General features: G+C 50.7%; 13 protein-coding genes. 6 read left to right on the plus strand and 7 right to left on the minus strand.

What is annotated here, in order from left to right; all coding sequences use genetic code 11:
* Window positions 1–99 precede the first annotated feature (99 nt).
* The 4 genes from GMA8713_RS13475 to GMA8713_RS13490 are packed head-to-tail and all read left to right on the plus strand — an operon-like array spanning window position 100 to window position 2362.
* Window positions 100–549 carry a plastocyanin/azurin family copper-binding protein gene (locus tag GMA8713_RS13475; protein ID WP_062710657.1) on the plus strand — a complete coding sequence of 150 codons (450 nt, stop codon included), beginning with the start codon at window positions 100–102 and terminating at the stop codon, window positions 547–549.
* Window positions 550–561: 12 nt separating this feature from the next.
* Complete coding sequence (locus tag GMA8713_RS13480) at window positions 562–939, plus strand: hypothetical protein (protein WP_002539481.1); 378 nt, start codon at window positions 562–564, stop codon at window positions 937–939.
* Between the two features lie 9 nt (window positions 940–948).
* Window positions 949–1818 (plus strand): quinoprotein dehydrogenase-associated putative ABC transporter substrate-binding protein, encoded by an 870-nt coding sequence (locus GMA8713_RS13485; RefSeq protein WP_062710660.1) that lies wholly within the window; start codon window positions 949–951, stop codon window positions 1816–1818.
* Window positions 1802–2362 carry a DUF2380 domain-containing protein gene (locus tag GMA8713_RS13490; protein ID WP_232314438.1) on the plus strand — a complete coding sequence of 187 codons (561 nt, stop codon included), beginning with the start codon at window positions 1802–1804 and terminating at the stop codon, window positions 2360–2362. Before GMA8713_RS13485 ends, GMA8713_RS13490 begins: the two co-directional genes overlap by 17 nt.
* Before the next feature lie 3 nt (window positions 2363–2365).
* On the opposite strand, the gene GMA8713_RS13495 is transcribed toward GMA8713_RS13490, so the two are convergent.
* Window positions 2366–3199, minus strand: a complete 834-nt coding sequence (locus tag GMA8713_RS13495) for a hypothetical protein (protein ID WP_232314439.1) — start codon at window positions 3197–3199, stop codon at window positions 2366–2368.
* A 113-nt stretch (window positions 3200–3312) separates the two neighbouring features.
* Between GMA8713_RS13495 and GMA8713_RS13500 the strand changes: the two genes are divergently transcribed.
* Together GMA8713_RS13500 and GMA8713_RS27725 are read left to right on the plus strand one after the other, a co-directional pair.
* Window positions 3313–4215: a LysR family transcriptional regulator gene (locus GMA8713_RS13500; RefSeq protein ID WP_062710677.1), complete on the plus strand. Its 903-nt coding sequence runs from the start codon at window positions 3313–3315 to the stop codon at window positions 4213–4215.
* A gap of 27 nt (window positions 4216–4242) precedes the next feature.
* Complete coding sequence (locus GMA8713_RS27725) at window positions 4243–4401, plus strand: hypothetical protein (protein ID WP_198159507.1); 159 nt, start codon at window positions 4243–4245, stop codon at window positions 4399–4401.
* Window positions 4402–4466: 65 nt separating this feature from the next.
* On the opposite strand, the gene GMA8713_RS13505 is transcribed toward GMA8713_RS27725, so the two are convergent.
* The 6 genes from GMA8713_RS13505 to nosP all read right to left on the minus strand — a co-directional run bounded on the left by GMA8713_RS13505 (window position 4467) and on the right by nosP (window position 13239).
* The gene (locus GMA8713_RS13505) at window positions 4467–5225 is read right to left on the minus strand and encodes a phosphoadenylyl-sulfate reductase (protein WP_002539475.1); all 759 of its coding nucleotides are present in this window, start codon (window positions 5223–5225) and stop codon (window positions 4467–4469) included.
* A complete protein-coding gene (gene cysI, locus GMA8713_RS13510) occupies window positions 5218–6936 on the minus strand; it encodes an assimilatory sulfite reductase (NADPH) hemoprotein subunit (RefSeq protein ID WP_046305652.1) in 1719 nt (572 codons plus the stop codon). Before cysI ends, GMA8713_RS13505 begins: the two co-directional genes overlap by 8 nt.
* On the minus strand, window positions 6936–8774 hold the full coding sequence (locus tag GMA8713_RS13515; protein ID WP_062710680.1) for an assimilatory sulfite reductase (NADPH) flavoprotein subunit: 1839 nt from the start codon (window positions 8772–8774) through the stop codon (window positions 6936–6938). The genes cysI and GMA8713_RS13515 overlap by 1 nt, the downstream gene beginning before the upstream one ends.
* Before the next feature lie 246 nt (window positions 8775–9020).
* Window positions 9021–9251 (minus strand): hypothetical protein, encoded by a 231-nt coding sequence (locus tag GMA8713_RS13520; protein ID WP_062710684.1) that lies wholly within the window; start codon window positions 9249–9251, stop codon window positions 9021–9023.
* Between the two features lie 166 nt (window positions 9252–9417).
* A complete protein-coding gene (locus GMA8713_RS13525; RefSeq protein WP_062710686.1) occupies window positions 9418–12033 on the minus strand; it encodes a NahK/ErcS family hybrid sensor histidine kinase/response regulator in 2616 nt (871 codons plus the stop codon).
* Window positions 12034–12036: 3 nt separating this feature from the next.
* On the minus strand, window positions 12037–13239 hold the full coding sequence (gene nosP / locus GMA8713_RS13530) for a nitric oxide-sensing protein NosP (protein ID WP_062710689.1): 1203 nt from the start codon (window positions 13237–13239) through the stop codon (window positions 12037–12039).
* Window positions 13240–13473: the final 234 nt, after the last annotated feature.

Below are 13473 nucleotides of genomic sequence, written 5' to 3' on the forward strand. Positions count from 1 at the left end.
GGGGAGTATCTACTCCCCTTTCTCATCTCTGACGCACTGCATCAGGTTGAATCGCCTTTGGGGCATCTACACTCAACAAGTAGCAAAAGGATAATGCGTATGGCTAAGAAGTTAGTAGGTTCACTCTTATTGTTTTTGGGACTGGTAAGTAACGCTTTTGCAGAAGAATACGAAGTGCGCGCCGTCGGCGTGAAATTCGACCCCATGATCGTCATTCTCCAACCGGGAGACAGGGTGAGCTGGACGAATATGCCCGCCCATCTCATTGAAACTATTGACGCCATGGTGCCGGAAGGCACAGAGAAAATTCAGACTGAACTCGGCGTAGACGTGAGTTTTGTCTTCGATAATGAAGGCGTCTACGTCTACAAATGCACCCCACACTGGGGCGCCCGCATGGGTGGCATTTTACTGGTCGGTAACCCTTCCGACATTGAAGGCACCATTGAGGCCTACTTCGCCGAAATTGAAAAAGACAAATCCCTGCTCCCTGCCAAAGGGCTGCTGAAGAAATTCAAAAAACATCTTCAGGCTGAAGGTGTTTTGTAGAGGAGTCAGCTTATGCAAGCAGTTAAAAGAATAAGCGCACTTATCGTCCCCGCCCTGTTACTACTGGCGACACCAGCCAGCGCCAATGACTTTCCCACCCTTGAACGTGTGAAATACGTGCAGGAATGCATGGCATTAAAAGGCGGGCCAACCTATGTGAACATGTATGGTTGCAGCTGCGTGATCGACAAGATTGCCAGCGAGATGTCCTTCGAGGACTATGTCCATGCCGATGCATTCGTGCGCCTTCGAAACATGCGGGGAGAGCGGGGAGGTTACTTCCGCTCATCCAAAGATAGTCGCAGTGCGCGTAAAGGGCTTCTCACCATTCGTGAGGAAGCAGAGCAAGCGTGCTTTGTGTCCCAACAAGTCACCGCTGCGGCTAATTAGGAGGTACGTATGAAGTCTTTTTATCCCCTCCTTGTCCTTGGTTTTTCCTTGGTTTTCGGCAGTCATGCAGTGGCTGCTGACATCAGTTTCCCTTCACCACTGCCGGATAAACTCCGTGTGTGTGCAGACCCTAACAACCTGCCCTATTCCAACCGCGAACAGCAGGGGTTCGAGAACAAAATTGCCGAGCAACTGGGCGATTACTTCGGGCTTGATGTGGAATACGTCTGGTTTCCCCAGCGTATGGGCTTTATCCGCAACACCCTGAAAAATTGGTCTGACGATAACGGTCGTTTCGCCTGCGATTTAGTTATCGGTGTACCGGTGCAGTTCGACATTGCAGCGACCACCAAGCCCTATTACCGCTCCGCCTATTCCCTCTTGTTCAAAAAAGAAGGGGCATTGGCAGAGGTGGATAACCAGCAGGCGCTCGCCGCCTTGCCAGAAGCGGTGAAGCAGTCACTGAAAATTGCTGCGTTTGCCCCTTCCCCCGCAGTGTCATGGCTGCGTGAAAATGGGTTTAAAGACAACACATCGTTTTACCGCATCATGAATGGCGATCCGGAAGATTACCCGGGGAAGATGGTCAACCGCGTCGCGGAGGGTGAATTCGACGTTTTGGTGATTTGGGGGCCGATTGCGGGGTACTTTGCCAAAACTCAGCCCGATATTGCCGTTATCCCCATGATATCCGAGGGCAGTAAGGTCTTTGATTTCGCCATCTCCATGGGCGTGCGATATGGCGAGGGACCATGGAAAGAAACCGTCGAAATGGCGATGGATGCCAACGCGCCGCAAATCGCGATGATACTCCAGGATTATGGTGTGCCTATAGTGGAAGCTTCATCCAAACCAAGACGTGATGATGACGACGACTAACCTCAATACGGGCAGCCTCGCTGCCCGTTTTTTCTTTGGTTTCCAGCTATTCCTTCTGGTGACAACACTGTTTTTCAGTGCATCCCTTTTCGCTTCCAGTATTGCCGTCCTCGACTTTGAACTTGCCGATTTAACCCAAGTCGACGATAACAGCGAAGAGGTCAAACGCACCGCCAGTCTTGCTCCTATGCTGAGAAAGGCACTCACCGATGAGCATGAGCACACTGCATTGACGGTTCCGACCGACATCTACCAAAACACCAACCAGGGCTTTGGCTATTTATTTGAACATACAGACGCCGCTGCACAGTTAGGCCACAGCGTCGGAGCGGACTGGGTTGTCATCACACGTCTTCACAAACCGAGCTTTTTGTTCTCGTACCTGATTGTGCAGGTCGTCAATGTGAAAACCCAACTCGCCTACCCAGAGCTGGTCGTCGAAATCAAAGGCCAGCAAAACGAGATGAATGAGCGGGGCATCAAAAAGATGGCGGAGAAAATACACAGCCAGATAACGCGCTTATCCCGGATCTCACCTCAATAATTCTCAAAACTGATGGTTGAACTCCAGTCGCCAATCACGGGTCGAGCCGGCAATATCTGAATCAGAGAAGTTGCCAAACAATCGAACATTCTGACGTGGGTTGATTTGATAACTGGCAGCGACTTCATGATGCCAACCATCCATCACCCCTTTCATATAACTATTGTCGTTCAAGGTGTTCACGTACATCGGGTTGTAATTCAACCAGATATCATCGGTGAGAGTTAGCTTCGAATAAGACCCTACAACAAGGTAAGAAGACGGAATGGCATACCCCACACTGCCAATCGGTAGTTCATTTCCCCTGATCTCTGCCGTGTCTGACACCGTCAAGCCTGCACCAGCCAAAGGGTATAACTGAAGTGCACCCATTGCTGGCAATGCGCGGATTTTACTGTATGAAGCGCTCCCCAAACTGTTGTCGAAATCCCAACTGATGTCAATCTGAGAGCCCCAACCCGTCTGGGTATCAAGGCCAAAGTTACGGAACCGAACGGAATCAAAACTGTCGTCGCCACCAAGGTGTAAAAAATCCCCTAACAGCCCTTTCAGTTCGATAATGCTCATCCCCATGGTGGTATCAATGCCGGTATCGTAGGTCATACCCATTTTGAAGTTCAGACCATTATTCGTCACTCCAACGCCCGCCTGCGTATATACGGCCAGCGGGTCAGACATATCCTGCAGGTCACTTTCTTCAGCATGCACCTGAAACGTGAGTCCAAAGGCAACCAAAGGAGTGAGTAACAAGCCTTGGCGGGTGGAGCTGAAGAAATGGTGGGAAGCATCCAAGACGCACTTGTTGGCACTGCGGACAGCACAAGGGTTAATCATCATCTATCTCCATCGCAATCTGTGATTCATCTAATGGAGAGACATTACCGCCTTGACATATAATGAAAAATAAAGTCAATTTTAATTAAAATATAATCAATTGTTATGTATTTACTATGACTAAACCCGACTTCAATTTGCTGTCCGTTTTTCTCACTGTTTATGAGCTTCGGTCGATAACCACTGCGGCCGAATCGCTCAACATGACCCAACCGGGTGTCAGTACGGCGTTGAAACGTCTGAAGAAGCAAATTGGGGTGGAGTTATTTGTCCGTGAAGGAAGGGGAATTAGCCCCACACACGCAGCTGTTCAATTGGCCAATGACATTCGTCCGGCCCTCGAACAGATGTCCCGTGCCTTATTACACATTAATCATTTCACTCCCCAAACTGAGCGCACCTTTAACGTATTGGTTAACGAAGTGGCCTTGCAGTTACTGCACCCTAAAGTCGAAAAAAGTCTATTGTTCGAAAAGTGCCGAATCCAGTTTAATCCAGTCCCCCGAACAGAAAGCCGTTTGCTGGAAATGCTTAGTCTACAAAAGGCTGATCTCGCGATAGATGTGGGTAAAGTCAATGGACAATCGTTCCAGACACTGCCGCTTTTTAACGAGGAACTTCGCCTTATCTGCGCCAAAAGCCACCCTCGGATTGATGACAAGATTTCAGCCACTCAGTATTATGCGGAGAAACACATCACGCTTCGGCTCAGACGCTCAAATCTGTTTGCAGCAGACTATTTTACAAAGGAAAACCTCAGTGAACGCATTATCAGCGCAGAGTGCGAGTCCCTCTCATCCATGATGGCGCTGGTTGGGGAAAGTGAATGTGTTGGCATGACTGGTCATTTGTTCGCAGAAAAGTACGCTAAGCTCCACGACCTTAAAGTGCTTGAATCTCCCTTTACCGGCGAAAACATTGTTCATCAGTTAATTTGGCACAAACGTAACCAACATAGTCCTGCCAACCTGTGGCTGAGAAATGCACTTTGCGAATTAATCAAAGATTCGGCAGTCTAGGCAAAAAATGGCGTTGAGAGAGTAGATATGAAAGCCGTGTTGATCGCCACCAGCTTGTTGCTCATTACTGGGTGTACCGCCGAAGTTGGCCGTAAAATGGCGGAAGATGAATGCTACCAAATCCAAAACAATGTAGACAGAGAGCAGTGCTTTAAAGACGTTAAGCGTACGTTCAAAAATTATTGATTCGTCACGAGTGACAATAAAAAAGCGATGCTATCTAGCATCGCTTTTTTCGTTCTGTTTAGACGTTAAATGCCCGCGCCGTCGCTCACGTCGTCTTCATGCAGACCACATTCGCGTTTCAGGCCAAAGAAGCGGGTTTCTTCTTCTGACATGCCATCTTCCAGCTTACGGGTAGTGTGCACATCACCGACCGACACATAGCCTTGGTCCCACAGTGGGTGGTAAGGCAGATCGTTATCTTTCAGATAGTAATGCACGTCTTTGTTCGTCCAGTCGATGACTGGCAGGAACTTAAACACACCGTTCTGGATACCCAGAATAGGCAGTGTTTTACGCGAACCAGACTGATCGCGGCGAAGGCCTGAGAACCAGGTTCCGACATTCAGCTCGTCCAATGCGCGGCGCATTGGCTCCACCTTGTTGAGGCGGTTGTAGCGCTCAATGCCCTCGACACCTTGCTCCCAAAGCTTACCGTACTGCGCTTCCTGCCATGCGGAACTCTGCTCTGCGCGGTAGACGCGAAGGTCGAGTTTCAGGCGCTCTGTCAGTTCATCAATAAACTGATAGGTTTCCGGAAACAGGTAGCCAGTGTCTGTCAGAATCACCGGGGTGTCCGGCTTTTCCTTCGTCACCAGGTGCAACATCACCGCAGCCTGAATACCAAAGCTTGATGACAGGGCGAACTCGCCCTGCAGGTTTTCCAACGCCCAGCGAACCCGCTCCTGCGCTGACATGCTTTCAAGCTCAGCATTGATTGGCGCCAGTTCTAAGATTTGCTCAGCCTTGGTTCGGCCAAGCAGATCGGACAGTTGAAATTTAGGCATAGAAATCCCTCTTAGAGACTTTCACTTCCGCAATAATGCCAGCGCGGATAACAAAATCACCGAAGCCTTCGCCGTCGTTGCGCTCGGTTGCCCAGCGGCCAACCAGTGCATCGATCTCTTCAAGGATCTGAGCGTCGGTAATGTTCTCTTTGTACATTTTAGGCACTCGGGTACCTTCACGGTTACCACCCAGGTGCAGGTTGTATCGACCCGGCGCTTTACCCACCAGACCAATCTCAGCCAGCATGGCGCGGCCACAACCATTTGGACAGCCAGTGACACGGAAGATGATGTGATCATCACCTACGCCGTGCTTCTCCAGCACGCCTTCAATCTCGGTCACAAAGCCTGGCAGAAAGCGCTCAGCTTCAGCCATCGCCAACGGACAGGTTGGGAAAGCCACACACGCCATCGAGTTCTTACGCTGCTCGCTTACGCCGTCATCCATCAGGCCATGCTCACGCGCGATCTTCTCGATTTTCGCTTTGTTAGACTTCGACACACCCGCGATGATCAGGTTCTGGTTCGCGGTCATGCGGAAATCGCCTTTGTGGATTTTCGCAATCTCAGCCACACCGGTTTTTAGCGGCTTGCCTGGGTAATCCAGTAAGCGACCATTTTCGATAAACAGCGCTAAGTGATGCTTACCGTCGATGCCTTCAACCCAACCCAGACGGTCACCACGGTCAGTGAACTCGTACGGACGACTTGCTTCGAACTTCACGTCTGCGCGCTTTTCCACTTCCGCCTTGAACACGTCAGTGCCAACGCGATCCAGTGTGTATTTGGTTTTCGCGTTCTTACGGTTAGAACGGTTACCCCAATCGCGCTGTGTGGTCACAACAGCCGCCGCGACATCCAGTGTTTTATCCAGAGGAATAAAGCCCAGATCGTCCGCTTTACGCGGGTAAGTGCTGGTATCGCCGTGGGTCATCGCAAGGCCACCACCGACCAATACGTTAAAACCAACCAGCTTGCCGTTATCTGCAATCGCCACGAAGTTCAGGTCATTTGCATGCACATCCACATCATTTTGCGGTGGGATGACGACAGTGGTTTTAAATTTACGTGGCAGGTAGTTTGAGCCCAGGATCGGTTCTTCATCCTGATGGCCTTCTACCTTCTCACCGTCCAGCCAGATTTCCGCGTAAGCGCGGGTTTTTGGCAGAAGGTGCTCACTGATCTTCGCCGCCCACTCATAGGCTTCCTGATGCAGCTCAGATTCCACAGGGTTCGTAGTACACAGCACGTTACGGTTCACGTCACCCGCTGTTGCAATGGAATCGATACCGATTTTGTTCAGCGTCTGGTGCATCAGCTTGATGTTTGGCTTCAACACACCGTGGAACTGGAACGTCTGGCGCGTAGTCAGACGGATACTGCCGTACATGGTGTGTTCAGTCGCGAATTCATCAATCGCCAACCACTGTTTTGGCGTGATAATACCGCCCGGCATACGGGCACGCAGCATCACATTGTGCAGCGGCTCCAGCTTCTGCTTTTGACGCTCTGCGCGAATATCGCGGTCGTCCTGCTGATACATGCCGTGGAATCGAATCAGCTGGAAGTTGTCTGCGGTAAAACCACCTGTCACTGGATCAGACAGATCCTGCTCGATGGTGCCGCGAAGAAAATCACTTTCGCGCTTCAGACGTTCGTTATCTGACAATGGACCTAGCTCTTGGCCCAACACGACTTGCTTGTCACTCATTAATACACATCCTTTTGATAGCGCTTCGCCTTACGCAGTTCGTTCAAATAGTTTTCTGCGTCTTCTCGGCTCTTACCGCCCTGCTCCTGGGCAACCGTAATCAATGCTTCATGAACGTCTTTGGCCATGTAGGTCGCGTCACCACAGATGTAGAGGTAAGCGCCGTCTTGCAGCCATTGCCATACTTCTTTGCCTTGCTCGACAATCTTATGCTGAACATACACTTTCTCAGCTTGATCGCGGCTAAAGGCGAGGTCGATTTTGCTCAGCAGACCGTCTTTGAGGAATTTCTGCCACTCGACTTGATACAGGAAGTCTTGAGTGAAGGTACGGTCGCCAAAGAACAACCAGTTCTTGCCTTCTGCACCGCGAGCATCTCGCTCTTGCATGAAAGCACGGAATGGCGCAATACCCGTACCTGGGCCGACCATGATGACAGGTGCGTTGTCGTCTGCTGGCAGTTTGAAGTTGTTGTTGTGCTCGATGAACACTTTCACAGACTCTGCGTCTTCAGCACGCTGCGACAGGAAGCCTGACGCACCACCAAAGCGGGTGTTGTCACCGTTTTGGAACTCCACCAGACCCACAGTCAGGTGCACTTCTTCACCCACTTCTTCCTGGCTTGAAGCAATCGAGTACAAGCGAGGCGTCAGCTTACGAAGCAGGCCAGCCAGTTGCTCAGCGGTCAGCTTGGTTTTCTTCTCGCCCAGCACATCAGCCACTTGGGTGTTGTTGGCGTATTGGCGCAGCTTGTCTTTGTCCTCTGCCAGTTTTTGCAGTTTTTTGCTGCCAGAAAGTTCTGCAATCGCAGCCACTTGCTGTGGGTTCGCTGAAGTGATCTCAAACTTCTCGATCAGCGCCTGGCGCAGTGGAAGGGATTCACCCGCCACTTCAACCATTTCATCACCAGTTAAACCCACTTTCGCGAGAATCTCGTCTGCAAGCTCAGGGCTGTTGGTGTAGTAGACACCCAGCGCATCACCCGGCTGGTAAGTCAGACCTGAGTCGCTCAGATCAATTTCGATATGGCGAACGTCTTTGCCTGAATCACGGCCTGTGATCTTCTGGTTTGCTACCAGCTCTGCCGCATAAGGGTTTTGTTTGTTATAGGCAGAAGCCGCACCCGCAGTAGTTGCAGCATGCAGTGGCACCACCACTTCATCTACATTACCGCCGATAGTTTCTTTCACTTTCGCCAGAACGTCACCGCTCCAAGCTTCTGCTTCCGCTTCGTAATCCACGTCACAGTCAATTCGAGGTGTAATCGCTTTGGCACCCAGTTTGGACAGGAAAGTGTCGAAGTCTTTACCAGTCTGACAGAAGAATTCGTAGCTGGAGTCACCCAAACCCAGTACCGCGTATTGCAGTTTGTCGAGTTTTGGTGCTTTCTTCGATTGCAGGAACTCGTGCAGAGAAATCGCATTGTCAGGCGGCTCGCCTTCACCATTGGTCGACGCCACGATGATAAGGTGGGTTTCTTTCGCCAGATCGCGCGGTTTGTAATCATCTGCTGAATACAGAGAAACCTCTACGCCATCCGCCTTGGCTTTTGCTTCCAAAGCTTCCGCCACGCCTTTTGCGTTGCCGGTTTGAGAGGCATAAATAATAGTCAGCTTACCCGCAGGTTTCGCCGCAGTGGCAACCGCTTGGGCAAGAGGTTGAGGGTTAGCCGCCAACCCAGCTTGGTTTTGGGCCGCCGGAGTTTGGCTCAAACCCCAGAAATAACCGCTGATCCAAGCCAGCTGTTGTGGCGACAACTCTGCCACAGCCTGCTGCAGTTGACCGATCTGCTGGTCATTAAGCGGACTCGCCAGCGCAGAAAGTTCCTTGAGTAACATGTCACGACATTCCTTTATTATTGCGTGAGCATAGATTAGCTATTCGCTGTAATAACTAGAAAGAATAGAAATGCATGTTTTATAACCTTGCGTTAGATCACATGGTCATATAGAAATGTATCGGATTCACTGTCCAACTGAGATCTATGAGGATTCGCGGGTAAGGAGAAAACCGGAGTAACACCAGGTACAGTTCATAGAAAGCTTGGCAAAAGATATTTGCTAGAAGGAAACCCTACGGGTCAATCAGGCGTCGACGATTCGTACCTGATGAAAACCGACATCCAATGCGTTTTCCGTCGCCATATCGACATCACCAAAGCATTGTTCAATACCGTTGCCATCTGTTAAAGGGACCAATCCACCACGGGCATGGCGAAATTCGACAATCCATCCATCACTGGACAGAGATGGCTCGACTACGGCCTCCACCAGCATTTGCTGAGAATAGAGATTACGAAGTTCTGATTTTGTCATCGCACTTTCCTGCTGCCTTGCCAAATCAAAGCGTTACGCCACCATTGATGTAACAATAACCACACGTTTCGTTAGGAAAAGCATAGACCCGCACCGTACGATGTGCCATAGCAGGATCTATCGATTGTGAAACGTCCCTATTCTAGAGTCTTTTGACCTTCGCTGGTCAACAGACCCGAACAGAAACAGGGTCGGCCTGCTCACCCGCGAGGAGGTGAACCATGGTCATTTTCAAACGCATCGGCGACACAGGTTTATGCATAACCAAATAGCCGCAATCACGTGCCTGATGCTGAAGCTCTTCACTGCGGTTTGCAGTCACAATCACCGTGGGCACCTTTTGCATACGCTGCTGATTGATGGATTTAGCCAAGGACAACCCCGTCATATCATTGTCGAGATGATAATCCACAATCAGGAGCTCTACCGGACTTTGCACCGTGTCACAGCTGATTTGCAGCTCTTCAAGCGAACCGGCACTCGTCACTTCACAACCCCAGCGTTGCAGCAGTTCTTCCATCGCGCGGCAGATATTCGGGTCATTATCAATCACCCAAACCCGTGCTCCCTGAAGCACCACACTGTTATCAGAAACCAGCGATTCCACATTACGAAGGCTTTGTCTTTCGGGCCTGCCATAGGGCACCAGTACAGAAAATCGCGAGCCTGAACCCGGTATAGAATCGACCGTCACTGTATGGCCTAACACGCTGGCAATCTTGTCGACAATCGCCAACCCCAGACCAAGTTGGGTATGACTTTTGTCCTGCTCAGAGGTAAGGCGCTTGAACTCCTGGAAGATTTCATTCTTTTTGTCTTCCGGAATTCCCACTCCGGTATCCAACACCTCGATACGAAGCCCTTCTTTGCAGCGGCGGCTACCCAGCAAAATTTTCCCGCTTGGCGTGTAGCGGAGTGCATTGGTCATCAGGTTACGGACAATCCGCGCCAGTAATTGAGAGTCGGTATAGACATAGGTAGAGCTATGCACATAGCGTACCTCCACGCTGGTACCTTCTGCTGCGTGGCTAAAGTCGTCGGCGATGTTATCGAGCAGATCGCTGATCGGAAAAGATTGTTTGTCAGCCCGCACCACCCCAGCATCGAGTTTGGAAATATCCACCAGCGTGGTGATAAGGGATTCCACATCTTCCAGCGAGTGCGCCAGTGAACTCACCAGTTTTCTCGCGGATGGCGACATACGGTGACTGAGTAGAGAACCGAGATAGAGTTGCGCCGCATTTAGCGGTTGCAGCAAATCATGGCTGATGGCAGCAAGGAACTTGGTTTTGGAAAGATTCGCCCGCTCGGCTTCTTTCTTGGTTTCCAGCAGGCGTTCCTGAATCACACGGCGCTCTTCCACCTCATCCTGAAGCTGGTCGTTCAGGGTTTGCAGCTGCGCCGTCCGCTCCTGAACTCGGTGTTCCATGGTCTGGTAAGCTTGCTCAAGCTCTTCGGCATTTTGCTTGCGTTCAGTAATATCCCAGTTGAGCACAAACAGTCCGGTGATTTTGCCGTTGGAGGCCTGATTCGGTACATAACTTTTCACCACATAACGCGCTTCTCCAGAGGCGTTATACTCCTCAATTTCAAACACCACAGACTCGCCATCCAGCGCGCGCTCGACATAAGGACGCAACGCTTCAAACGTCGATGAACGGCGAGAGACCGAGATATGTTTGCCTATCAGCTCACCACGCGGGAAGCCATACCATTCGTCGTAAGCACGGTTAGTGAACTGGTAGTGAAGATCATCGCCAACATAAGCAATCAGCGCGGGCACATTGTCAGTGATCAGCCTCAGCCACTGCTCGGTTTCGCGCAGCTCTTTGGCATCAAGATAACGCTGGGTGATGTCAGTGTATGTATTCACATAGCCCTGATCTTCCATAGCATGGCTACGCACTTCAATCACGCGGCCATCAGGCAGGGTTTGTACCCGGATCCCTTCCGGTGGGCGGATACCACCGCGGCCAATACGCCACAATGTGACTGGAGATTCTTCCGTTAACGGTTCAATTTGCGCTCCAATCAAACGGGATTGCTCAAAACCGCTCATGTCGAGGAAACGTTGGTTAAACACCTGTACTTCGCCGCTATTACTGACCATCAATACCCCCTGGGACAGGTTATCCACCATGTTCTGCAGGATGCGGCTTTTTTCGGCCATGGCCGCCTCGAAGCGCGCGGTTTCAGCCAGCTTTAGTTGAGTAATGTCTGAATAGAGCATTACCACCCCACCATCGCTGGTCCGGCGCTCTTTGATTTGCAGCCAGCGGCCATTTTGCAACTTCAATGTATGCCCATTCAGGTTTCCAGCCACTTCACGTACGATCAGACCACGGTCTTTGGCAAGTTGCTGGATTTTTTCAGGGGTTAGGGACGGCGTGTTGAGCGAGATGGCATTGTCTTGCCAATAGAGTTGGAAGCGGCTGTTGGAGTACACCAGCTCCCGGTTAGGATCGTAAAGGGCAAAACCGTCAGAGATAGATTCGATGGCATCGATAAAACGCTGATGGGCCAGCTCTGCTTGCTGGTTGGCCTGGGTCAACTGGCGATTGGTGGATTCAATGGAATGCAGCGCATGGTTCAACTCTTCAGTCTTTTCACGCACCTGATCGGCAAGCACCACGGAATGCTGAAATGCTCCCCATGCATCAACTTGGCCACTGCCACCTTGCTCCGCCCGCTTGACCAGCGCCTCAATCATTTTCTTCTGGCGTGCGTTTTCTTCCTTCAACGCGGCAATTTGCTGTTCTAGCGACACATCCTTTTCAGCCACTAATCACCCTGCCTTACGGTCGACTGTCATCGGCATTTCCAGCGGTTGAGTAGGTGGTTTACCAATCATCACACCCGTCAGGGTCTGGTTCATATGGATGCCATTGAGCTGCTCACCATAGGTGTTAAAGCCAACAAAATTGAAGCGACGGAACATCATCTTGGCCTTATCACGCATGAGCTTCTGCTCAATCTCGAGGCGCCGCAGGAAACAGTCACAGGCCAGTGTGAGTTCCGGTTCACCAATCCGTTCTTGAATCGCGCTGAGCTTGGCTTCCATATCGGCAAACAGATCACCCGGACGCATAGCGGTCACAACAATGCCATCGTCTACCGCACAGTAGAAATCAAGGCTCAGATCTTCATTCACTTTCTGGATAGAGCGGACGTAGTACTGATCGCCAATCAAGACCGCAAGAGGGTGAAGGGCATAGATTTCGGGACGCAAATCTTGCAGCGAGATACCGGCTTCACGGGCATAAACTTCTGCGGCAGGCTCAGCATTGAACTCGTGAACCCGGCGAGCAGTACAATCGGCGTCCGTCACCACCAACTTACTATCAAGGCTTTGAATATGGTGAGTGGTAAAGACTTCGAACGGACAATGGGTATTGAACATCACCACGATGGCAGACTCGCTGTGAAACGCGCCTTCGCTATAAACATGGGTATTGGCAAGATTGACATCATCCCCTGCTGACCCGCCAAAGTGAGGCAAACGGCCAAGTGCGGTATCTAGAGTCACTAGAAAACGCTCTTCATTCGGCGAGAGACCATCAATCAGGGTTAAGACAAAAGTATTGGTGTTGATGGGGGCTTTGAGATCTTGCTGGCAGGCATCCATCAGGTCGCTGACGCAAAGCTGTGCAGATTGAAGGTCGAAGCCATCAAGCGAAACCCGTTGCCCACTCACTTTGAAGTCCTGCCGCGAAAAGCCAAGTGCGCTGATACTGCTTTTGGCATAACCGGAAGGCATCAGTTCACCCGCAGTGGTGCAGCCCATGACTTCACAGTGAGAAAAAGCCTGGTTCATTTCGCGCCCGAGGGCATCTAGATCGTAAGCGGCTGAGCAGAAGAAAAGCACAAAGCCAATATCTTCATCATCAAGCTGCATCGCCAGTTCATGTGCTGCTTTGGTAGCGTCTAACTGGTATGTTGCCGCACTGAAAATAGCACGGTGCTGCGTGGAAGGTTGAAGTGCTACCATAGGCTCTCCTGCTCACTTAAAAACAACTTAACATGACACCCTTATGGAGTGCATATGACTTAAGTTTAATCGCTCGCAGGTCGTAGTAATGTCATACTTAGGAAGGATTTTTACAAAATTGCAAACTTTGCATATCAAAAGTTTCAAGAATGTGACACCCAGACCAACACAAATGGAATCAGGGTCACTACACTGAATAGCAAGCAAAACCTTAGGGAATGAACGGCTTTTCAT

The sequence above is a fragment of the Grimontia marina genome, assembly GCF_900060185.1.
GTDB classification, from domain to species: domain Bacteria; phylum Pseudomonadota; class Gammaproteobacteria; order Enterobacterales; family Vibrionaceae; genus Enterovibrio; species Enterovibrio marinus.